Raw genomic sequence first — 21,312 nt, forward strand, 5'->3', positions numbered from 1 at the left:
CCAACCGTCCAGCCTGCGAAAGGGGGCGTCCCGGTGTCGCACGCCCGTGGCGGGACGGCAGGCCGCACCAACGCCGGCAATTCGGCGATTGACGGGTCCGGTCCGCATGTTAAAGAGGCTCCAAATCTGACAGATACGTCTGCGCCAGCGCGTCGCCGGATGGTGCCAGGCTCCTCGCAGGCACGCTCCCGCATGAGAACGAGACGGAAACAGCATGGTGACTCTTGTAACAAATGACATGTCGGCCGCGACATTTTCGTCTGGAATTGCCGCGGCAACCGGCTTATGACGCCCTTGCCCGTCACGTTCGGGGCCCCCTCATCACGCACCATGTTCTGCATTTTGACGCAAGCTCAGTGCGCCACTGTACGGCTGTCGCTGCAAACAAGGGATCTATATGAGTAAACGCCGTATCATCGTGGTTCCTCCCGCCGCGCCGGGCAGCAAGGGCGACGAGGGGATGGTCCGTGGCGCGCTGGAACTCCTGAAGGATCATCCGGTCGTCATATTGAACCCGTCCCCGGAATGCCTCTGGCTCGACAGGCTGCAGCTTGACGACACGGATGCGGCGCGTGTCTGCGAGGTATCCGGACCGATCCCGGAATTCGCCGCCCACCTGCTGCCGGACGATATCCTGTTTGTTCTCGGCGCCGATGTCGTCGACGGCACCTGCGGCCTTGCGCCCAGCCTCGACCGGATCGAGCTCATGACCCATGCGCTGGCCTATGGGCTGCAGATCTATGTGTCCTGTTCCTTCCGCTCGGATGTCGCGCCCGAGATCCTTGAGCAGCTGCGCCTGCTGCCGGGTGCGGTCTTCCTGCTGCGCGACGCGCATTCGCACCGGAACTTCCAGCGCCAGACGGGGCTGAAGGGACGCGCATTCCAGGACCTGTCGTTCTTCTGCCCCGGCACACGGAACGATGCCACAGAGACGATCCGGCAAGTGATCGCCGCGGCGAAGGAATGGCGGCCTGTCATCGGCCTGAACTTTGCGGAGCACTCCTTCCGCTCGTTCCATGACCTGCACGGCGAGGACAGCCGCACCCGATTCGTGGGCGACGTTCTGCAGCAGCTGAACGCGGCGCATCCCGCTGCCTTCTATGCCCTGCTGTCCAATGACGAACGGCGCTGGGACAATCACCCCTCCGACGACGACTATCAGGACCTCGCCCTGTCGTGGATCCGCGAACACCTCGGCGAGCACCGCGCCGTCAAGGCGGATGCCGCTCTCGGCTATCAGGGCAACATCGCCATTCTCGATGCCGTCGACCTGCTGGTCACCGGCAGGATGCATCTGTCGCTCGCCGCCGCTCGCGTCGGGACAATCCCGATCGTGCTGATGGGACGGGGCAAGAGTTACACGTCCATCGACAAGATGCGGGGTGCATTCGAAAAGTACACCGGCACCACCGAGGGCGTCGTTTCCGCCGTCAACGAACTCGGCGACACCAGCCAGCGCCTGCTGGACGACCGCGATCGCCTCGAGGCGCAAATGGCCGAACGCGCCGGGGCAGAGAAGATTACAAACGAGCAGGACGTTGCACAGCTCATGACCGAGATCGAAGGAACGAGGGAACCGGCGAGCGACGACAGCGCGCAGCTGAGAGCCGCCCTGATGTCGGCGCTCGCCGGCATGATGCGCCGGTCGGACGAGCTCGCACGGGTGCGGGCCAGCACCGACAACCTGCGCGAACAGCTCGCACGCGACTACGACAAAGCCCGGCGCGAGATCGAGCAGGCGGCCGAACAGCGGATCGGGGCGCTGGCGGCGCTTCTGAAGTCCGAACGCGCGCAGAACGAAGAAGCGACAAGCCGTGTTCAGGCACTGGAAGCCGATCTGGCAAGCGAACGCACGCAGCGCGAGGACGTGCTCAATCAGGCCAATGCGCGGGCTGCGGCGCTCGCTTACGAGCGCGACGAGGCGCGGCGCCAGCTCCAGATCGCACGCGGAGAGCTGCACCAGGCCAACAACGCCCTGCAGATCGTCTGGTCGAGCACCTCCTGGCGGCTGCTCGGGCCCTTCCGCCGGCTGGGCCGCCGGTTCCCGACGCTGGCACGCTTCATCAGGCGGACGATCAAACTCGTCTGGTGGACCGTGACGCTGCAGATCGGCTATCGCTTCATGCTGTGGCGGCACCATCGGGCGCAGATGCGGCAGGCAACCGCCGGGCCGCCGGCCGTGGTTCTGTCTTCGGCGGACACCGAGGAGGCCCCGGTCGCCGTGGCCGATCCGGCGCGCCTGCACCGCATCCTCGTCGCCGACTACCGGCTGCCGCGCGCCGATGTCTCCGCCGGTGAACGGGCGACCGTCGGTCTGATCGCCGATCTGTGCCAGGCGGGATTCGAAGTCGTCTTCTGCCCCACCGACATGGTCGACGCCCTCCGCTATCGCCAGCAGCTCGAGGCGCTCGGCGCGACCGTCATCACCGCAGCCGACGGCTATCGTCACGCATCGGACTACGTGCGGGCCGAGGGCGGCAGGTTCGGCACCTTCTATCTGATCCGCTTCGACGTGGCCGAGGCGCTGCTGCCGACGGCGCGGGAAGTTGCACCCGATGCGCGGTTCGTGTTCCACGCGCCCGACCTCTATTTCCTGCGCGAGGGACGCGCCGCCGATCTCAGCAGCGACCCGGCCGCGCGTGTGCGCGCCGACGAAACCCGGGATCGGGAACTGGCGATGATGCACGCCTGCGATCACGTCGTTCTCGTCAGCCCGGCCGAGGTGCCGTTCCTCGAAACGTTCCTGGATCGCGCGAAGATCTCCGTCTTCCCCGCGCTCTACAGCCCGGTGCGCGAGAACCCGCCCGGCTACCAGGCACGCCGGAACATTTTCTTCCTCGGCGGCTTCAAGCATCTGCCCAATGTCGATGCCGTGCTGTGGTTCGTGGCCCACGTCTGGCCGCGTGTCCACGCCGCCCTGCCCGATGCCGAGTTCCATATCGTCGGCGCGGAAGCCCCGCCCGAGGTGGTGGCGCTCGAATCGGTGCCGGGGGTGAAGCATGTCGGCTATGTGCCCGATCTCGATCCGGTGCTCGACCGGTATCGCCTGAGCGTGGCGCCGCTGCTCTACGGCGCGGGCATCAAGGGCAAGCTCGGGGCCAGTCTCGGCGCGGGCGTGCCTTCGGTATGCACCACGATCGCGGCGGAGGGCATGGGGATCGTCGACGACGTCCACGCGCTGATCCGCAACGAGCCGCAGCCCTTCGCCGAGGCGGTCATCGACCTCTACCGGGACGAGGCGTTGTGGACGCGCATCGCCGCGAACGGCCGCAGCCTGGTCGAGGAGAACTTCAGCGAACGCGCCAACCGGTCCGCCTTCCTGCGGGTGCTCGACAATGCCGGCGTGCTGCCGCTCGACCTCTACATCGATGCATGCCAGCGGGCCGAACCCGCAGCATTCCCCATCCACGATGACAGCCAGACGATCGACGTGTCGATCATCGTGCCGGCCTACAACAGGTGGGATCTGACCCGCGCCTGCCTGAACTCCATCCTAATCGCCGGCCAGGCGACCGGCCTGCGCTACGAGGTGATCCTGGCGGACGACGGCTCAACCGATGACACGACGCGGGCGGCCGATCTGTTCCCGGGACTGCGGGTGGTCGGTACCAAGGCCAATCTCAATTTCCTGCTCAACTGCAAGAACGCCGCCGCGCCGGCGCGCGGTCGGCACCTGCTGTTCCTCAACAACGACACGATCGTCATGCCCGGCTGGCTCGAACCGCTGGTGCGCGCCATGGACGAGGACCCGCGCGTCGCCATCGCCGGCTCGAAACTGCTCTATCCGGACGGCACGATCCAGGAATCGGGCGCCATCGTCTATTCGGACGGTCGGGTGGCCAATCTCGGCCGTGGCCGGGAGCGCCGTGCGCGCCTCTATTCCCTGACGCGCGAGATCGACTACGCCACCGGCGCCTCCATGCTGGTGCGCGGATCGTTCTGGAAGGAAGTCGGCGGCTTCGACGAGCGCTTCGTGCCGGCCTATTGCGAGGATTCGGATCTGGCGATGGAAGCGCGGGCGCGCAACTACCGCGTCATCTGCGTCGCGCAGTCGGTGGCCGTCCATTTCGAGCACGGGACCTTCGCCGAGCAGAGCACCGCCACGCCGACGGCGCTCGCGGAGCGCAACAACGCCAAGCTGCTCGACAAATGGCAGAAAGTGCTGGCGCGGGACCACCTGCCGCCGGGCACCCCGCCGGATGTCGCCGCGGCCCACGCCGAGCGGCAGCCGCCGCTCTCCGCCGTGGAGCGCCGCAAGTCGGGACACCTGAACGTGCTCTATTTCAGCCCGTTCCCGTCCCACCCGGACAACCACGGCAACCAGGCGACAATCCAAGCCTTCGGCCGCCGGTTCCGCGCCATGGGCCACAAGGTGCACTTCGCCCTGCTGGAAAGCCATATGTACGACGCCGGCAGCCTCGCCCGGATGCAGGCGGCATGGGACAGCGTCACCATCCTGCCACATAACTGCTCTCTGGGTTCGAACGGCCAGGAAATTCCCTTCGACGGCTGGTACGACAACAGTCTCAGCGAGCGCATCCGGCTGCTCTGCGACCGCCACGACATCGACGTCGTGTTCTGCTCCTACGTCTTCCAGTCGAAGATGCTCGACTATGTGCCCGCCCATATCCTCAAGGTGATCGATACCCACGACAAGATGGGCAACCGCTACGAGATGCTGCGCCGGAACGGCCAGCCGCTCGAGTTCTTCTCCTGCACGCCGGAGGAGGAAGGCGCCTATCTGCGCCGCGCGGACATCGTCGTCGCCCGACGGGCCGAGGAGGCGACCTATTTCAACTCCGTCACCGGCAGGGATACGGCCATCGTCATTCCGCATGTCGAGGAGGCGCGCTTCCTCGACCGCCGCTTCACCAAGCTGACGGACGTCGGCATGGTCGCCAGCGCCAACCAGATCAACCTGACGATCACCCTCCAGTTCCTGCAGGCCATCGAGCGGCGCATCGGTGCTGATCCGTGCCCCTTCACCCTGCACATCGCCGGCCAGGTGCGCGACATGATCCAGAACCTGTCGCCCGCCGATGCGGCGCTGTTCGGCCGCCGGTGGGTGCGGCTGCACGGATTCGTGCCGGACATCGGCCAGTTCTATTCCACGGTCGATGTCATCGTCTCGCCCGTCACCATGGGCACGGGCATCAACGTGAAGACCGTGCAGGCCATGGCCTACGGCATGCCGCTGCTGACCACGCGCTGGGGCGGCAAGGGCATCGAGACCGGCGATCCGATGCACGACCATGCGGACCTCGATGCGCTGGCCGCGAGCCTGTTCGATCTCACCGCCAATCCCGAGGCGCTCAACGCACTGGCGCAGACGAGCCGGCGCCGCTATCAGGCCTTCTACGACGCCAGCATCGACGCCATGGACAACATGTTCAAGGCGGTGAAGCTGTCGTGACGGCCCTCGGCGGGCGCGTTGACGGAGGCGCCGGTGACCGGCGCCTCCGGTCGCGGGACCGGGCAGAGAAATCTTGGTCGGGGACGCAACGAGCTCTGGATATTTAACCGGCGAAGCCCTAAATTCGGCCTGCGGGCTCTGCGAGGCTCGTCAGGAGTCGCATTCCCCGGGGCCTTATTGATCCCTTGGGAGCTGTCCCTACCCAGGTCCGTGGACCCGGGCACATGGCGCCCACCTACGTTGTAGGTTCCCGGGATCATTCTCCAACGGCCATCGCGGACCCGCACCCTTCCCGACCACGAGCAACGACATGACGACAATGGGGCTGTCGCCCGCGGCCCGGAAAGCTTCGTTGCGCCGCACGCTCCTGGCGGCGCGCGACCGCGCGGCCGCGCCTGCCGGGGCTGCCGCGGCGGCGGCAGCGGCCGTCTCGGAACGGGCGCTGGCCGATGCGACGCTGGCCGGCGTGTCGGGCGGCGGCATCGTCGCCGGCTACTGGCCGATCCGCAGCGAGCTTGATCCCCGCCCCCTGATGCGCACGCTCGCCGCCCGTGGCGTCGATCTCGCCTTGCCCGTCATTACCGCGGACGGCCTGATGTTCCGCCGTTGGCTGGAGGCGGACGAGCTGATCGACGCCGGATTCGGCACGCTCGGGCCTTCCCCGGACAAGCCGGACCTGTCGCCGGATATCCTGCTGGTGCCGCTCGCTGCCGCCGATCCCGCCGGCAACCGGCTCGGCTACGGGCGGGGCTATTACGATGCCGCCATTGCCCGGCTTGCCGGCCCCGGCCGCCACCGGCCGTTCACCGTCGGCCTCGGCTATGACGTGCAACTGGTCGACTCCATTCCCGCGGAACCGCACGACCAGCCGCTTGACGCGATCGTCACGCCAATGCAATCGATCGTCATCAACAATTTCCGCCGTATCGCCTGATACGGTCACCCGTTGGATCATTTCAGCATTCCCGTGAAATGATCCAACTCTTTGATTTGGAGCGAATTCTTACCGATCAAATGATTCCATTTGATCGGGACGCGCTCTAGGAGGAACGATGCGTCTGCTGTTTCTGGGCGATGTCGTGGGCCGGCCGGGCCGCGCGGCCGTCGTCGAACACCTGCCCGGCCTCCGCAGTCGCTGGAAACTCGATGTCGTCGTCGTCAATGGTGAGAACGCCGCCGGCGGCTTCGGCATCACCGAGGCGATCTGCAACGACCTGCTGAATGCGGGGGCCGATGCCGTGACGCTCGGCAACCACGCGTTCGACCAGCGCGAGGCGCTGGTGTTCATCGAGCGTCAGCCGCGCCTGCTGCGCCCGATCAACTATCCGCCCGGCACGCCGGGCCGGGGCGCGACCGTGGTGCAGACGGCCAACGGCGGCCGCGTGCTGGTCGTGAACGCCATGGGCCGCATCTTCATGGACGCGCTCGACGACCCCTTCGCCGCCATCGACCGCGCCGTGGCGGAATGTCCGCTGCGGCAGGTCGTGGATGCCGCCATCGTCGACTTCCACGCCGAGGCGACGAGCGAGAAGCAGGCAGCGGCGCGTTTCCTCGACGGACGGGTGAGCCTCGTCGTCGGCACCCACACCCATGTGCCGACCGCCGACGAGCGGATTCTCGCCGGCGGCACCGCCTATCAGAGCGATGCCGGCATGTGCGGCGACTACGACTCCGTCCTCGGCATGCAGCCCGAGGAACCGGTGCGCCGGTTCCTCGAAAAGACCCCCGGCCAGCGGCTGGAGGCGGCCGAGGGCACCGGCACGCTTGCCGGCCTCGCGGTGGAGACCGACGACTCCACCGGCCTCGCGCTGCGGGTCGCGCCGGTGCGCATCGGCCCGCACCTCGCCGCGGCGACGCCGGATTTCTGGGACTAGAGCGGGTTGCATCACTGGTGAATCAGGGTCTGTTGCGCAACCCCTCTCATTTCTATCGTTTTTCGCAGTTTGCGTTTAATTTGAGCATCAAATCAAACGCAAACTGCTTTAGGGTATAGTTTGTCCGCCAGAATTCGCTCACGATAACGGCGGGCGGAAGCGCAATCGTTTCGCCCCCTGCGCCTGCCGTTTTCGCAAGGCGCCCGGTTCCGCCGTTGCGGGGACTCTTTGGCGATTCGCACCTCATTACCACTTTCGTCAAACATATGATACAACAATGGCATGCCTTACCCCCAGGAAAGGCAATATATTGATATATGGGGCAGGGGAATTTCATGGTAGACAGTCCTCTCAGAGAAACGACCTCGTTTTCTGCCGAGCCGAAGGGGGAACAGCTCGCCCGGCTCGATGTCGCCCACCGCGTCTTTTTTCGCCTCTATCAGTGCGCCAATCTCATGCACAAGGTGGGCGCCCGCTTCATCGACGATTTCAATAGCACCACCCAGCAATGGGCCGTCCTGGGCGCACTGGCGCGGCCGAACCCGAAGCAGCGCGGCATGACGGTCAAGGAACTTATCACCTTCCTGCTCGTAAGCCGGCAGAACCTGACCCCCGTGCTCGACCGCCTCGAAAAGCGCGGCTGGATCGAACGCGTGAAGGACACCGAAGACGCGCGCAGCCGCCGCGTTGCGCTCACGGCCACCGGGGACGCGGTCTGGACCGAGATGCAGGTCGCCATTTCGATCTTCTACGCCGAGGCACTGGACGAATTCAGCCTCGACGAGGAGGTGACGCTCTACCGCCTGCTCGACAAGCTGAAGTCGCGCCTCAACGCCCTCTGACCGCCGCATCCGCGGCCGCGACGCTTTGGCGCGGCTTCCGATTGTCGCGATACCCTGCCATCTGCGCGCCGCCCCATGCGACCGCGCCGGACACATCATCGTGATCTCGATGGGCAGGATTCAAAGAAACCTTTTTATATCATATTATTAAATATAGTTTCATTCGTTACGACCCTCTATTCTACATTTTTATCGCGTAATTATGATTATTTGACATACTATGTTGAATAAGTGATGATTACCCATAATTATGCGCATAATTTTATTTTGCTGACATTTACGGGCTGCGCGCCGTTCATCATGGCGCGCATGGGCTATGGAGGGTGGTATGAAATCTGTCGTTTCTCTGGTCTCGTCCGGAGCGTTCGCGCTTCTGCTGACGGCAGCGGCCGCCGTGCTTCCGGCGAAAGCCGAGATTCCGGAAGGGCCGCTGGTATCGACCGAATGGCTTGAGAATAACATCGAGAATCCGAACCTGCGCCTCGTCGAGGTGAGCGTGGAGCCGGGTCTTTTCGAACGCGGCCACATCGAGGGCGCGCAGAACGTCGTCTGGCATACCGATCTCGTGGACACCGTGCGCCGCGACATCGCCACGCGCGAGCAGTTCCAGGAGCTTGTCCGCAAGCTCGGCATCGACAAGGACAAGACCGTCATCCTGTACGGTGACAACAACAACTGGTTCGCCGCCTGGGGCGCGTGGGTGTTCGACACCTACGGCATCGACGTGAAGCTGCTCGACGGCGGCCGCAAGAAGTGGGAGGCTGAGAAGCGGCCGCTGTCCACCCGCGCGACCACCGTCGACGCCAGCAGCATCGAGCTGCCGGAAGCCAACACCAAGATCCGTGCACGCCTCGCCGACGTGCTCGAGGTCGTGGAAGGCAAGAACGACGCCGTGCTGGTCGACATCCGTTCGGCCGACGAATATTCCGGCAAGCTGTTCTCGGCCCCCGGCTCCGCCGAGCTCGCCGTGCGGGCCGGCCACGTGCCCGGCGCAATCAACGTGACCTGGAGCAGGGCTGTTGCCGAGGACGGCACCTTCAAGAGCGCCGAGGAGCTGAAGAAGCTCTACAGCGACGCGGGGATCGACGGCTCCAAGCCGATCATCGTCTATTGCCGCATCGGCGAGCGTTCCAGCCATACCTGGTTCCTGCTGACCAAGATCCTGGGCTATGATGTCCGCAACTACGACGGTTCCTGGACCGAATACGGCAACACGGTCGGCCTGCCGATCGTCAACTCCGCCGGCACGGTCTGGGGCGTGCAGTAAGCGACGGCTCGTCCCGACGCAACCCGTCGGGCCGGCCTGACAGACAGCGGGCTGCGATGGCATCTCAATCGAACGAGGGGACGGCGGCGGAGGGCCGCCGTCTTTCCTATTCCGGGACAAGGCGGGTCGAGACCACCATGGGCGGCTTGCTGTTCGGCGCGCTGGCCTTCGCGGCGCATGCGCTTGCCGGCGGCGGACCGGGCACCGATCCTCTGACCACCTCGCTCATTCTCGGCGCGCTGTTCGGCTTCGTGCTGCAGCGCTCGCGCTTCTGCTTCTTCTGCGCCATCCGCGACTACATCGACGAGCGGAAGGCCGACGGGGTGCTCGGCATCCTCGCCGCGCTGGCGGCCGGGGTCGCGGGCTATACCGTCGTTTTCGGCTCCTGGTTGCCTGACCCCTCGACAGGGCGGCTCGCGCCGGACGCCTTCATCGGTCCCGTGAGCTGGGTGCTGGCCGCAGGCGGGCTCGCGTTCGGGGCCGGCATGGCGGTTTCCGGTTCCTGCATCAGCGCCCATCTCTATCGTCTCGGCGAGGGCTCGCCGACAGCGCCGTTCGCGCTCATCGGAACGGTACTCGGCTTCACCGCGGGCTATGCGACCTGGAACGATCTCTACACGCTTGCCGTCGCCGATGCGCCGGTGATCTGGCTGCCCAACCACCTGGGTTATGCGGGGTCGCTGGCCGCGGCGTTGCTGGCGCTCGGCGCGCTGGCGTTCTGGCTGCTGCACCGCTCGGCGCCGCCCCCCATGGCGGCCGGTAAGCGACCGCAGCCATTCCGCGCCATCTTTCTGGAGCGCTGGCCGGGATGGATCGGCGGCATCGCGGTGGCGGCGATCGGCACGGCGAGCTATCTGCGTGTCGCGCCGCTGGGCGTCACCGCCGATCTCGGCGGGCGGGGGCGGCAGTTGGGCGAGTATCTCGGCCTCGTGCCCGGCCACCTCAACGGCCTCGACAGGTTGCGCGGCTGCGCGGCGATCGCGCAGGAGGCGCTGCTGTCGCCCAACGGGCTGTTCGTCGCCGGCATGATCGTCTCGGCCCTCGCAGCGAGCCTGATCGCGGGGCAGTTCCGGCCGACGCTTCCGACCATCTCGCAGATCGTGCGCGGCCTCACCGGGGGCTTCCTGCTCGGCTGGGGGGCGATGGTGGCGCTGGGCTGCTCGATCGGCACGCTGCTGTCCGGCATCATGGCCGGCGCCGCCTCGGGCTGGATTTTCGCTGTCGCCATGCTGGCGGGCCTGATCGTGACGCACCGCATCCGGCAGGCGCTGGGGTGATCGGTATCAGATGAGATGGAGGGTGGACTTTCCGCCTTCGACGGTAGCCGCGGACAGCTTGCGGTCAAAACATGCGCCACATGCCGGGGTCGATCGGCACGTTGACGTCGGGCAGAAAGTCACGGCCATTCATCCCGCAAGGCATTGACAGTCTCGAGCGTGACCTGCGGCGCGTCGGGGAGAGGCGACAGCAGGGGTATGCCGTTACGCTCCCCCCTTCTGCGCGGCCGGGGCAGCGGGCGCCGCGCCAGCTCCGAAATGATTTCGCCGACACTTCGTTTCTGCTGCTGCGCAATCAGCGTCAGTGGTGGGAAAGAGGTGCGAGACCGTTTCCGGCCTCCCCGTTCACCCGGCCATCTTCCGGTCGAGCAGGGTCAGCATGGCGTCGAGCCGGGCTTCGTCGAGCCGGGCGATCTCCTCCGCGAGGCGGTTGGCGAGCAACGTCGCCTTGGGGCTCAATCCGGCGGTGTCGACGATGACGCGCGGGTCCGACATGTCGGCGAGCCGCACCAGGGCGTCGGCGTCGTCCCAGATCAGGTTGAAGTAGTGCAGAATCGACTGGATCATCGCCCACGTCGGCCGGCCGCGCCGGCCGTGCTCCAGCGCCGAGAGATAGGCGCTCGATACGCGTAGCGCCTGCGCCATCTCCTTTTGCGTCACGCCACGCTCCCGCCTGAGCTTGCGCATATGGAGGCCGAAGGGCGTCATCGCCCTCTCCCGGAGACAGGCCGGCGCAGCCTGACATAGAGCGCGCCGTCGCCGCCGTGTTCGCGGCTCGCCCGCGAATAGCCGATCACCACCGGCCGCAGGTCGGGCTGGTCCAGCCAGTGCGGCGTCAGCCGCCGCAGCACGCCGCGCTCCGAGAAGAGGTCGGCATGCGCCGACGTATCGCCCGCGGACGCATCGCCCTTGCCGGTAACGACGAGCACGATGCGCGCGCCCTGCGCCTGGGCGTGCCGAAGGAAGGCGGTGAGCGCGTGATGCGCCTCGGCCTGGCGCATGCCGTGCAGGTCGATGCGCGCGTCGATCTGCCGGATGCCGCGCCGCAGGTCGCGCAGTTGACGCCGCTCCAGCGGCGCGAGCGGCGGTGGCGCCGGCGGACGCTTCTCCACCTTGCGCGGCGCCGGCCCGGCGGCGCGGCCGGGCTTGGCGGTCCCGCTCGTCTCCTGACCGGCTTCCTGGGCGGATGGCGCCGGCGGCGCGGGTTCCGGCGGCGCATCATGCCCCGGCAGCGGCCTGACGCTGCGGGTGACGAAACGCCACAGCGCGACCTCTTCCGGCAACAACGACCTGCCACGCCGCCGTTTCATGCGCCGCGCTCCCGTTGCACGGGCAACAGCACGACGAATTTTTCCGGCGCATGGCGAACAATGCCCGCCCGTTCGCCCGCCGCCTCGCCCGAGCCGAAGAACAGATCGGCCCGCGCCGGGCCGACGATGGCCGACCCCGTGTCCTGCGCGATCATCAGCCGCCGCCACGGCTGTGTCCGGCCGTCCCGCGTCTGCGGCAAGTCCGCCTCGATCCAGACCGGGAGGCCGTAGGGCCAGATCCTGCGGTCGATCGCCAGCGACCGGCCCGGCGTCAGCTGAACCGAGGCACCGCCGACGGGGCCGTGATGCGGTAGCAGCTCGTCCGCCTCGCGAAAGAAGATGTAGGAACGGTTCCGGCGCATCAGCCGCCGCGCGGCATCGGGATTGGCGCGCAGCCATTCGACGAGCCGCGGCGCTGTCAGCGCGGCGGGCGCAAGCCCGGTCTCGGCGACGACGAGGCGCGCCACGGAGGTATAGGCATGGCCGTTGCGTCCGGCATAGGCGAAGCGGCGCACCGCACCCCGCTCCGGCCCCTCGCCGATGCGCACGCGCACCGATCCCTGCACATGCGCCATGAAGGCGTCGACCCTCTCCAGATAGACGAGCGTGCGCGCCGCGCCGCCGAGCGCGCCGTCCTCGATGGCGGCGCGGTCCGCATAGGGTTCGAAGCGCGTGCCCGCGGGCGTCTCGACCCGCCGCGCGCTGCGCAGGGAGGGGTCGACGCCGGGCAAGGTCTTGCCCTCGGCAACCGTCACGAGATCGTCCGGCCGCGCCAGGAGGGGCGCGTCGTAGCGGCCCGTGGGCACCAGGCTGCCAGCGAACTCGGGCTCGTAATAGCCGGTCAGGAACCCGGCGCCGTCATGCGGCCTGACGCGATGGGGGCGGAAGTGCCGTTCGAAAAAGCGACGCGCTTGTCCGGCCGTCGGGTCCGGCGGCGCTTCCAGCGCCAGGCGGCACACGGCACCGAGCGCGGGAGGCGGCACGGCGGCACGGCGCAGGCCCTCCCCTCCCGAGGCCACGCCGGCGCAGGTGCGGCGGAACGCGGCGAAGGCAGCCGCGTGGTCGTCGGCCGCCCACCGGTCCAAGGCCGAAAAGGGCATGGGCTCCAGCACCGCGCCCTCGATCTCGCGCGGCTCTGCCCGGGCGGAAGGGGGAGAGAGGGGTGTCTGCATGAACAGCACGATGAGACAGGGGAGGAACGATCCCCGCCACCGCCGGACATATCGGCGGGGTGCATATGCTTTCGCATTCCCCCCCGACATGACGGTCAACTGCCGGATTCGGTGGCGATGAGCAGCCAGTTCGGGTCGCGGCTGCGCAGGGTGCGCGAGAACGTCCATGTATCGATGACGTCCGCTACGGCGTCGGGGGCGCCGTCGATGACCTTGCCGTCGACGTCATACGTCGCAGTGATCAGCTTCGACGTGAAACGCACGGTGATCTGCGCGACGAGGCCTTGCAGATCGACCACGAGGAAATCGGCGCTGTCGACGGAAACGAACGTGGTGTTGACCACTTCACCGCGCTGCTCGCGCTCGGTGATCGCCCGCTCGAAGCCCTCGAAAACCTCCCGCGACAGCAGGCCCTTCAGCGTCTTGCGGTCGCCCTGGGCGAAGGCGGTGACAATGAACTCGTAGGCGGCCTTGGCGCCCTCGCGGAACGCCTTGGCGTCGAAGGACGGCTCGGCGGCGACGATGGCGTCGAGGCCGCGCGCGACGGGGGATCCGGGCTCGGCAAAACCCTTCCAGCGGTCGGGATCGCTGCGGTCGGGCGCGTGCGTATCGTTGGCCGGTCCCGGCAGGCGCACGACGTTGTCGCTGGCCGCCCGGTCGCCGTTCGGGGCCACGGGCTGGCCGTTCTGCCCCGCGCCGGCGGAAGCGCTCGGGGTATCGTTGGCCTTTCCGTCACGCTCGCGTCTGGTGAAGGGGTCGAAAGGCGGGCGCTCGTTGCCGGTGCGCTGACCGAGCACCGACCGCAGGCGCCAGATCACGAACACTGCAAGGCAGAGAAACACGATGGTCACAATATCGAAACTGTCCTGCATGTCTCTGTCGTCTCTTCCTTGACTTGGCTTTCGGGGAACGGATCCGGCGGCGCGCCTTTCCCGTTCGCTCGTTCTCCGCCCGCGCCGATTCAATACCGTGCTATCAGGACTGGAAGGTTATATGGTGACTTGTGCTGGTAACATCCACATTCCGTTTGAACAAGAATGCGCTATCTCATCTTCCGTTGAAAGTTGCGGCCCCGGCCCGTGACGGGTACTTCCCACAGGACCATGAGCAATCCTAGCACGGTTTTTCGGTTTCCGCCCGAACAACGGACGCAGCGCACGGCCCGGTCCGGATCACGGACGATGCTCCGCGATCCCCCGTCCCGGGCGAATTCTGATCGATCGGATGAGAGCCATCCGCGGGACAAGCCCGCCAGCAGCGCGGAAACCGGGGAAAACGCGCCGTGCCGGCCGGAAATTGCAACGCGCCAACGCCATATGCTGCTTGCCTTCCGCACCGTTACAGTCCACACGTCTATTGAACGGCGCCCGGCCTTCCGGATGCCTATTTCCAAAGCGACCAGCGGAGCAATCTGAATGACCGACGCAGCAGCCAACAATCCGACCAACGAGGGGCCGGTGCTCAACGCATTGGCCCAGTACATCAAGGACTTCTCCTTCGAGAACCCCAATGCGCCGCGTTCCCTCGCCCCGCAGGAGAAATCTCCCGAGATCTCGATCCAGGTCAATGTCGGCGGCAACCAGATCGGCGAGGAAGACTATGTCGTCGACCTGACGCTGGAGGGCAAGGCCACGATCGAGAGCGAGGTCCTGTTCGCGTTCGAACTGGTCTACGGCGGCGTCTTCCGCCTGCGCAACGTGCCGCAGGAGCACATCCACCCCACGGTGATGATCGAGTTCCCGCGCCTGCTGTTCCCCTTCGCGCGCCAGATCATCGCCGATGCAGTGCGCAACGGCGGATTCCCGCCGCTGTTCATCGATCCGATCGATTTCACCGCCCTCTATCGCCAGAAGATCGCCGAGCTGCAGGCGGAACAGGCCAACGCCCCGGTTTCGTGATGGAATGACCCGCCGGGAGCCGGCCCGTTCCGGCCGCTCCCGGCCATCCACGGGTAATCTCACGGGATCATGAGGGTTTCATAAGGGATTACAGGGGGATTACGGGGGTATGACCCGGCACTACCCCTGATGTCTCGACAGAAGCGCCTGCCAGACACTGTTGGCGCCGAGGCTTTCCACGAGCGCCGCATGGGCGGTCCGTTCCGCCTCGGTCAGCCGCGGCGCAAGCGGTATCGGCCGCGGCAGGGCCGCAACCCGCTCTCCCCGTTCGTTGACGACATCCGCCGGGGCAATGCTCAGACCCAGATCCGCCTGCCGGCCGCCGAGCAGCTCGATATAGACTTCCGCCAGAATTTCCGCGTCGAGCAGCGCCCCGTGCTTGGTGCGCTTCGCATTGTCGATGTCGTAGCGGGCGCAAAGGGCGTCGAGGCTGTTGGGTGCGCCGGGATGCTTGCGCCGCGCCAGCAGCAGCGTATCGACGAGCCTGTCCGGCGACAGGGGCGGAACCTCCAGGCGCTTGAACTCGGCGTTGATGAACATCGCGTCGAAGCTGACGTTGTGGGCGACGAGCGGCGCGTCGGCGATGAAGGCTCGGAATTCGTCCGCGACCTGCGCGAACATCGGCTTGTCGGCCAGAAAGGCGTCGGAGAGGCCGTGCACCCGGAACGCCCCATCGCTCATCGGCCGCTGCGGGTTGATGTAGGCGTGGAAGGTGCGGCCGGTCGGCACGGTGTTGATCAGTTCGACGCAACCGATCTCGACCACCCGGTCGCCGGTGGCGGGGTCGACACCGGTCGTTTCCGTGTCGAAGACGATCTCGCGGGTATTGGGACGGGACATGGAACGGAGGAGATCCTATCAGTACCTGAACGAAGCGCCGTCACCGCGCCGTATCGGGGACGCGGCCGGCAATGGCGCTGATAATATCGCGCACTTGCGCCTCGGCCTCATCGAGTCCGCGCGAACTGTCCACGACAAAATCGGCCCGGCGGCGCTTTTCGGCGTCGGGCATCTGTTTCACGTGAATCCGCTCGAACTGCTCCTCCGTCATGCCGGGACGGGCGAGCACGCGCGCGCGCTGCACCTCGGGCGGCGCAGAGACGACGACCACCGCGTCGCAGCGCCCCTCGGCGCCGGTCTCGAACAGCAGCGGAATGTCGAGCACGACGAGCGGCGCGCCCTCGCGCCGCGCGCTGTCGAGGAACGCCTGCTCCTCCTCCCGTACCAGCGGATGGACGATCGCCTCGAGCCGCCTCAGCGCCTGCGGGTCGTCGAGCACGCGCTCGCCGAGGCGCTTGCGGTCGACCACGCCGTCGACCACGACGCCGGGAAACGCCGCCTCGACCAACGGCGCGGCGCGGCCCGCATAGAGGCCGTGAACGGCGGCATCGGAATCGTGCACCGGCACCCCCTGCTTGCGGAAAAAATCCGCCGTGGTGGATTTGCCCATGCCGATGGAACCGGTCAGGCCGAGCACGAAGGTCATCGCTCCGCCTCCGGATGGGCGTGCAGGATATCCGCCTCGATATGGGCGCGCAGCGCCTGCGTCACCACCGGCCGCCGGCCGAACCAGTGCTCGAAACCGGGCACGGCCTGATAGAGCAGCATGCCGAGGCCATCGACCGTGCGCAGGCCCCGCGCCGCCGCCGCCGCGATAAGCGGTGTCACCAGCGGCACATAGACGGCATCCGTCACCACCGCCGTCTCCGGCAGCGCGCCGAGATCGATCTCAAGCGGCGGCTGACCGTGCATGCCGAGCGACGTGGTGTTCACGACGAGACCGCTTTCCGGCAGGTGCGCCTGTGCATCGGCCCACCCGGCGGCGGCGATCCGCCCCGGTCCGAACTCCCGTCCGAAATGATGCGCCAGCGCCTCGACGCGCTCGGGCGTGCGGTTGACGACGACGACGCGTTCCACGCCGCGGCGCAGAAGGCCATATACAATGGCCCGCGCCGCGCCACCCGCACCGAGCACGACGGCCACACCGGCGCGCGCATCCCATTCCGGCGCGCCAAAGTCGAGGTTTGCCAGAAAACCCTCGACATCGGTATTGTCGCCGCACAGCGTCCCGTCCTCGAACCAGAGCGTGTTGGCGGCCTCCAGCGCGCGCGCGGTCAGGGTCAGGCGCTCTGCGAGCCGGAAGGCCGCCTCCTTGTGGGGAATGGTGACGTTGCCGCCGGCAAAGCCGTTGTCGCGCAGTGCGCGGATGAAGGCCGGCAGATCCTCCGGCGTCGTCTCGGCGAATTCGTAACGGCCGGGCAGGCCGTATTCCCGCAGCCAGAAACGGTGAATCAGCGGCGAGCGGCTGTGCTTCACCGGATAGCCGATGATGCAGGCTGCCGGTCCCGGCAGGACGGTCGTGTGCGGCATCGGCTTCCTATCCCGCGAGGTAGTTTTCCGCCCGCAGGAAAGCGAGCACGGGCAGCAGCGGCAGGCCCAGAATGGTGAAATGATCGCCGGAGATGCGCGAGAAAAGCTGAATCCCGACACCCTCTATCTGATAACCGCCAACGCTCGCCAGCACCGCATCGCCCACCGCCTCGACATAGCGCTCGATGAACGCCTCGTCGAGAGGCCGGACGGTCAGATTGGCGGTCTCGACGGTGTCGAACACGATGGCGCCGTCGATCGCCAAGGCCGCCGCGGCATGCAGATGGTGCGTGCGTCCCGCGAGCGCCGCGATCTGCGCCTTCGCGCTCTCCAGATCGGCGGGCTTGTGGAACTGTTCTCCCTCGCACTCGAGCGTCTGATCGGCGCCGAGCACCAGCCGGCCGGGCTCGCGCCCGCTCACCGCCAGCGCCTTCTCGCGCGCGAGAAGCAGCGCCAGGTCCTCGATCGGCGCGCCGGAGGTACGAAACTGCGCCTCGATCTCGCGCTCGTTCACCCCCGGATGGCGCGTTTCGGCAAAAATGCCCGCCGCCTCGACAAGCGCGCGTCGCGTTGTGCTCGTCGAGGCCAGAATGAGTGGCTGCCCGGCGATCCAGAGCGGCGGCGGTTTCGGTTCCGTCATCGGCGTTCCTCCCGCTTGTTCATTGCGGCTTGTTCATGTTTTATATGTCGACGAACTTCAGGCGATGGGTTCCCAGAAGTTCCATGATCGCGGCCGCCGTCTCCTCGATCGAGCGCCGGGTGACGTCGATTACCGGCCATCCGTGGCGCGCGCACAATTTTCGTGATTCGGCGATCTCGGCCGCCACCGCGTCCCGATCCACATAGGCTGTATCGTCCTTCGCATTGAGGCTCAGCAACCGGTTCTGCCGGATCTGCACGATCCTGTCGGGACTCGCCACAAGCCCGACGACGAGCGGATTGCGGACGCCCGTCAGCAAATCCGGCAGCGGCACGCCGGGCACGAGCGGGACGTTGGCCGTCTTGATGCCGCGGTTGGCCAGATAGATCGCCGTCGGCGTCTTCGACGTCCGGCTCACGCCCACGAGAATGACATCGGCCGCATCCAGATCCGAGCCCGTCTGGCCGTCGTCATGGGCCAGCGTGTAGTTCATCGCGTCGATGCGCTTGAAGTACTCGGCGTTGAGCGTGTGCTGCGCGCCGGGCCGGGCGGTGGTCTCGGTGCCGAGATAGGACTGGAACAGATTGACCACGGGATCGAGCACCGACAGCACCGGTATGCTCTCGGCCGCGCAGGCGCGCGCCAGCTCGCCGGCGAGCTCGCCGTTGACGAGCGTATAGAGCACGATGCCCGGCTCCGCCATGATCGCCGCCAGCGCCCGCTCGAGCTGGGCCGAGGAGCGGACCAGCGGATAGATGTGCTCGATGGCCGAAATGCCTTCGTACTGGGCTGCAACCGCCCGGCTCACCGCCAGCAGCGTCTCGCCCGTGGAATCCGATACCAGATGCAGATGGAAGTAGCTGCGGTTCACGTCATCCCCCAAACCCGTTCGTCATATTGCGATGTAGCACCAGCAGGAGCAAGCGCGAAGGGGCAAGCGCCAGGGCCCGGCAAAGCCGGAAGCCGCGGCACCATTCATATCATCCGTGATTCTCACGTGCGCATGACGGATTCACGTGAAACATGGAAGGGTCATTAGCATCGCCTCCACAGAATCAGCAGGGGGGAGTCGACCGGTGTGGATAACGGATCGTTAACGCGCCGCCTCCGGATGACCCTGTGGGAGAGCCTGAATCTTCTCAACAGGTCTCCGGGTGTGGCCGGATTCCGCCCCATCGGATTCATGGAGGTGGACAATTGCCGCTCGCACCCCTCGTGCCCATCGGTTAACGGATGGTAAAGGTTAACGGATCGTTAACGAACTACCGCCCCTTTAACGATTCCGAAAGCCGCCGTTCTCCCGCTCCCCGGCCAGGCGAATCTGGGGATGGCATGTGGATGCCGCTGGAGAGGCCCAATCCGCTGGCCAACAAGAGCAACAGAGTCCATAAAAGAAAATATTTGAATTTAAGACAGGAGTGAGCGATCGTGGTTGCAGACCCGGCGAAGGGCAACGGCATCGGCGACGGAACTTTTCGCAGTACCCCATCCCCGGATGAGCCCGCTCTGCTGCGCGTGCTTGCGGGCGAGACCTTGCCGACGCCTCCCCTCTGGATGATGCGCCAGGCCGGGCGCTACCTGCCCGAGTATCGCGCCCTGCGCGAGCAGGCCGGGTCATTCCTCGATCTGTGCTACGACCCCGAAAAGGCTTCCGAGGTCACGCTGCAGCCCGTTCGCCGCTTCGGTTTCGACGCTGCGATCCTGTTCAGCGACATCCTGGTGGTGCCGGATGCGCTCGGCCAGAAGGTGAGCTTTGCGGAAGGCGAAGGCCCGCGCCTCGCGCCGCTGACGCCGGAAACGGGTCTGTCCGCCCTCGCCCCGGAGCTCGACACCGAACGCCTTGCGCCGGTCTACCAGACGGTCGCGGCCGTGCGCGCGGCGCTTGACCGCAGCGTGGCGCTGATCGGCTTCAGCGGCGCTCCCTGGACCGTGGCGAGCTACATGATCGCCGGCAAGAGCACGCCGGATCAGGCCCCTGCCCGGCTGTTCGCCTATCAGCATCCCGACCTTTTCGGCGAGTTGATCGATCGCCTGGTGGCGGCCACGGTCGCCCATCTCATCCATCAGATCGATGCCGGCGCCCAGGCGGTGCAGATTTTCGAGAGCTTCGCCGGCGCCCTGCCGCCGGCGCTGTTCAGGAAGCTGTCTCTGGAACCCGTCGGCCGCATCGTCGAGACCGTGCGTGCCCGCTGCCCGGGTGTTCCCGTCATCGTCTTCGCGCGCGGCGCCGGCGCGGGGGTGGAGGAACTCGCGGCTTCGGGCATTGCGGACGCGGTCGGCCTTGACTGGACCATCGATCCCTGGCGGGCGCGCGAGACGATCCAGAGGTTTCGGCCCGTACAGGGCAATCTCGATCCCCTGGCGCTGCTCGCCGGCGGCGATGCACTTGCGCGGGCGGTGGATGATATCCGCGCCGCGCTGGGCAACGGCCCGCATGTGTTCAACCTGGGGCACGGCATCCTGCCGCAGACGCCGATCGGGCATGTCGAGCAGATGATCCGGCACGTTCGCGGCTAGAACAGCGTCAAGATCACGTTATCATTCTGAAAATAAAAAGGAAATTCAAAAAAATCGAAAAGCTACAGCCTTGGCTCTTGCGGACGGGTCCGTGTGTCTGAAAGAGTGCGTCAGGCACCGACAGGGCGGGGCCGATTCCCGCCCGTCGGATGGCGGCCGCATGATTCGAGGCGCACCATGCTCTATGACTGGCTCAAGGCACTTCACATCATCTCGGTCATCGCGTGGATGGCGGCGCTGCTTTACCTGCCGCGCCTCTACGTCTACCATGCCGAGGCCGCGCCCGGATCCGATCGCATCGCGGCCTTCAAGGTGATGGAGCGGCGTCTCTACAGGGCCATCATGACGCCGGCGATGATCGCCGCCTGGGTCTTCGGCCTGCTGACGGCCTATGACGGAGGCTGGTTCACATCCGGATGGCTTCACGCCAAGCTGTTGTTTGTCATCATCCTTTCCGGATTTCACGGTTTCCTCGGCGCCGAGCTGCGCCGTCTTGCCGCAGACAAAAGCACGCGCTCGCCGCGCTTCTATCGTATCATCAACGAGGTGCCGACGCTGTTGATGATCGTTATCGTCCTTCTGGCCGTTCTGAAGCCTTTCTGAGCCGGAGCCGCATATTTTCCGCCGATTGGGCTTGAAATCGGCGTCGAAAGCCGTTACCTGTTGCCCGCCTTCCTGATAGCAGGCTGGCGGGCGTGTTGCCATGTGCTGACAACCCCGCTGCATGTGGTC

Annotated in this window: 19 protein-coding genes and 1 other RNA gene; 10 read left to right on the forward strand and 10 right to left on the reverse strand. The window is 66.5% G+C overall.

All coding sequences use genetic code 11. The features are described 5' to 3' along the window. Positions 1-397: 397 nt before the first annotated feature. The 7 genes from ACUSIJ_RS01995 (at position 398) to ACUSIJ_RS02025 (ending at position 10,673) form a co-directional block, all read left to right on the forward strand. Entirely contained in the window at positions 398-5,413 is a 5,016-nt protein-coding gene (locus ACUSIJ_RS01995; protein WP_449306687.1) for a glycosyltransferase, read from the forward strand. Positions 5,414-5,545: 132 nt separating this feature from the next. Beyond that, positions 5,546-5,699: non-coding RNA, 6S RNA (ssrS, locus tag ACUSIJ_RS02000), on the forward strand. A gap of 24 nt (positions 5,700-5,723) precedes the next feature. Beyond that, positions 5,724-6,347, forward strand: coding sequence for a 5-formyltetrahydrofolate cyclo-ligase (locus tag ACUSIJ_RS02005; protein WP_449306688.1), 624 nt, complete (start codon positions 5,724-5,726; stop codon positions 6,345-6,347). Positions 6,348-6,465: 118 nt separating this feature from the next. Next, complete coding sequence (locus ACUSIJ_RS02010; protein ID WP_449306689.1) at positions 6,466-7,287, forward strand: TIGR00282 family metallophosphoesterase; 822 nt, start codon at positions 6,466-6,468, stop codon at positions 7,285-7,287. A 335-nt stretch (positions 7,288-7,622) separates the two neighbouring features. Beyond that, complete coding sequence (locus ACUSIJ_RS02015; protein ID WP_449306690.1) at positions 7,623-8,129, forward strand: MarR family winged helix-turn-helix transcriptional regulator; 507 nt, start codon at positions 7,623-7,625, stop codon at positions 8,127-8,129. 328 nt (positions 8,130-8,457) lie between these two features. Beyond that, positions 8,458-9,396: a sulfurtransferase gene (locus ACUSIJ_RS02020; RefSeq protein ID WP_449306691.1), complete on the forward strand. Its 939-nt coding sequence runs from the start codon at positions 8,458-8,460 to the stop codon at positions 9,394-9,396. Positions 9,397-9,452: 56 nt separating this feature from the next. Further along, positions 9,453-10,673, forward strand: coding sequence for a YeeE/YedE family protein (locus ACUSIJ_RS02025; protein WP_449306692.1), 1,221 nt, complete (start codon positions 9,453-9,455; stop codon positions 10,671-10,673). Positions 10,674-10,792: 119 nt separating this feature from the next. On the opposite strand, the gene ACUSIJ_RS02030 is transcribed toward ACUSIJ_RS02025, so the two are convergent. From ACUSIJ_RS02030 to ACUSIJ_RS02050, 5 genes are all read right to left on the reverse strand, one after another. After that, on the reverse strand, positions 10,793-10,978 hold the full coding sequence (locus ACUSIJ_RS02030) for a CopG family transcriptional regulator (protein WP_449306979.1): 186 nt from the start codon (positions 10,976-10,978) through the stop codon (positions 10,793-10,795). Positions 10,979-11,018: 40 nt separating this feature from the next. Then, complete coding sequence (locus tag ACUSIJ_RS02035; RefSeq protein WP_449306693.1) at positions 11,019-11,381, reverse strand: helix-turn-helix domain-containing protein; 363 nt, start codon at positions 11,379-11,381, stop codon at positions 11,019-11,021. Continuing rightward, positions 11,378-11,983 carry a Smr/MutS family protein gene (locus ACUSIJ_RS02040; RefSeq protein ID WP_449306694.1) on the reverse strand — a complete coding sequence of 202 codons (606 nt, stop codon included), beginning with the start codon at positions 11,981-11,983 and terminating at the stop codon, positions 11,378-11,380. The genes ACUSIJ_RS02035 and ACUSIJ_RS02040 overlap by 4 nt, the downstream gene beginning before the upstream one ends. Next, positions 11,980-13,155 carry a murein transglycosylase A gene (gene mltA, locus ACUSIJ_RS02045; RefSeq protein ID WP_449306695.1) on the reverse strand — a complete coding sequence of 392 codons (1,176 nt, stop codon included), beginning with the start codon at positions 13,153-13,155 and terminating at the stop codon, positions 11,980-11,982. Before mltA ends, ACUSIJ_RS02040 begins: the two co-directional genes overlap by 4 nt. 95 nt (positions 13,156-13,250) lie before the next feature. After that, complete coding sequence (locus ACUSIJ_RS02050; protein ID WP_449306696.1) at positions 13,251-14,027, reverse strand: Tim44/TimA family putative adaptor protein; 777 nt, start codon at positions 14,025-14,027, stop codon at positions 13,251-13,253. A 543-nt stretch (positions 14,028-14,570) separates the two neighbouring features. Here ACUSIJ_RS02050 and secB point away from each other — a divergent pair. Further along, positions 14,571-15,053: a protein-export chaperone SecB gene (gene secB / locus ACUSIJ_RS02055; RefSeq protein WP_449306697.1), complete on the forward strand. Its 483-nt coding sequence runs from the start codon at positions 14,571-14,573 to the stop codon at positions 15,051-15,053. A 120-nt stretch (positions 15,054-15,173) separates the two neighbouring features. Here the strand turns inward: secB and dnaQ are convergent, their stop codons facing one another. From dnaQ to ACUSIJ_RS02080, 5 genes are read right to left on the reverse strand one after another with little or no spacing between them, the layout of a single operon-like run. Further along, positions 15,174-15,893, reverse strand: coding sequence for a DNA polymerase III subunit epsilon (gene dnaQ, locus ACUSIJ_RS02060; protein WP_449306698.1), 720 nt, complete (start codon positions 15,891-15,893; stop codon positions 15,174-15,176). Between the two features lie 40 nt (positions 15,894-15,933). After that, a complete protein-coding gene (coaE, locus tag ACUSIJ_RS02065) occupies positions 15,934-16,539 on the reverse strand; it encodes a dephospho-CoA kinase (protein WP_449306699.1) in 606 nt (201 codons plus the stop codon). Further along, positions 16,536-17,423 carry a shikimate dehydrogenase gene (locus tag ACUSIJ_RS02070; protein ID WP_449306700.1) on the reverse strand — a complete coding sequence of 296 codons (888 nt, stop codon included), beginning with the start codon at positions 17,421-17,423 and terminating at the stop codon, positions 16,536-16,538. The genes coaE and ACUSIJ_RS02070 overlap by 4 nt, the downstream gene beginning before the upstream one ends. Before the next feature lie 7 nt (positions 17,424-17,430). After that, complete coding sequence (locus ACUSIJ_RS02075; RefSeq protein WP_449306701.1) at positions 17,431-18,063, reverse strand: Maf family protein; 633 nt, start codon at positions 18,061-18,063, stop codon at positions 17,431-17,433. Between the two features lie 40 nt (positions 18,064-18,103). Continuing rightward, the gene (locus ACUSIJ_RS02080) at positions 18,104-18,934 is read right to left on the reverse strand and encodes a pyruvate, water dikinase regulatory protein (RefSeq protein ID WP_449306702.1); all 831 of its coding nucleotides are present in this window, start codon (positions 18,932-18,934) and stop codon (positions 18,104-18,106) included. Positions 18,935-19,578: 644 nt separating this feature from the next. Here ACUSIJ_RS02080 and hemE point away from each other — a divergent pair. Together hemE and hemJ are read left to right on the forward strand one after the other, a co-directional pair. Then, positions 19,579-20,580: a uroporphyrinogen decarboxylase gene (gene hemE, locus ACUSIJ_RS02085; RefSeq protein ID WP_449306980.1), complete on the forward strand. Its 1,002-nt coding sequence runs from the start codon at positions 19,579-19,581 to the stop codon at positions 20,578-20,580. Positions 20,581-20,757: 177 nt separating this feature from the next. Continuing rightward, complete coding sequence (gene hemJ, locus ACUSIJ_RS02090; RefSeq protein WP_449306703.1) at positions 20,758-21,183, forward strand: protoporphyrinogen oxidase HemJ; 426 nt, start codon at positions 20,758-20,760, stop codon at positions 21,181-21,183. The last annotated feature ends 129 nt before the right edge of the window (positions 21,184-21,312 follow it).

The sequence above is a fragment of the Pseudochelatococcus sp. B33 genome, assembly GCF_053570585.1.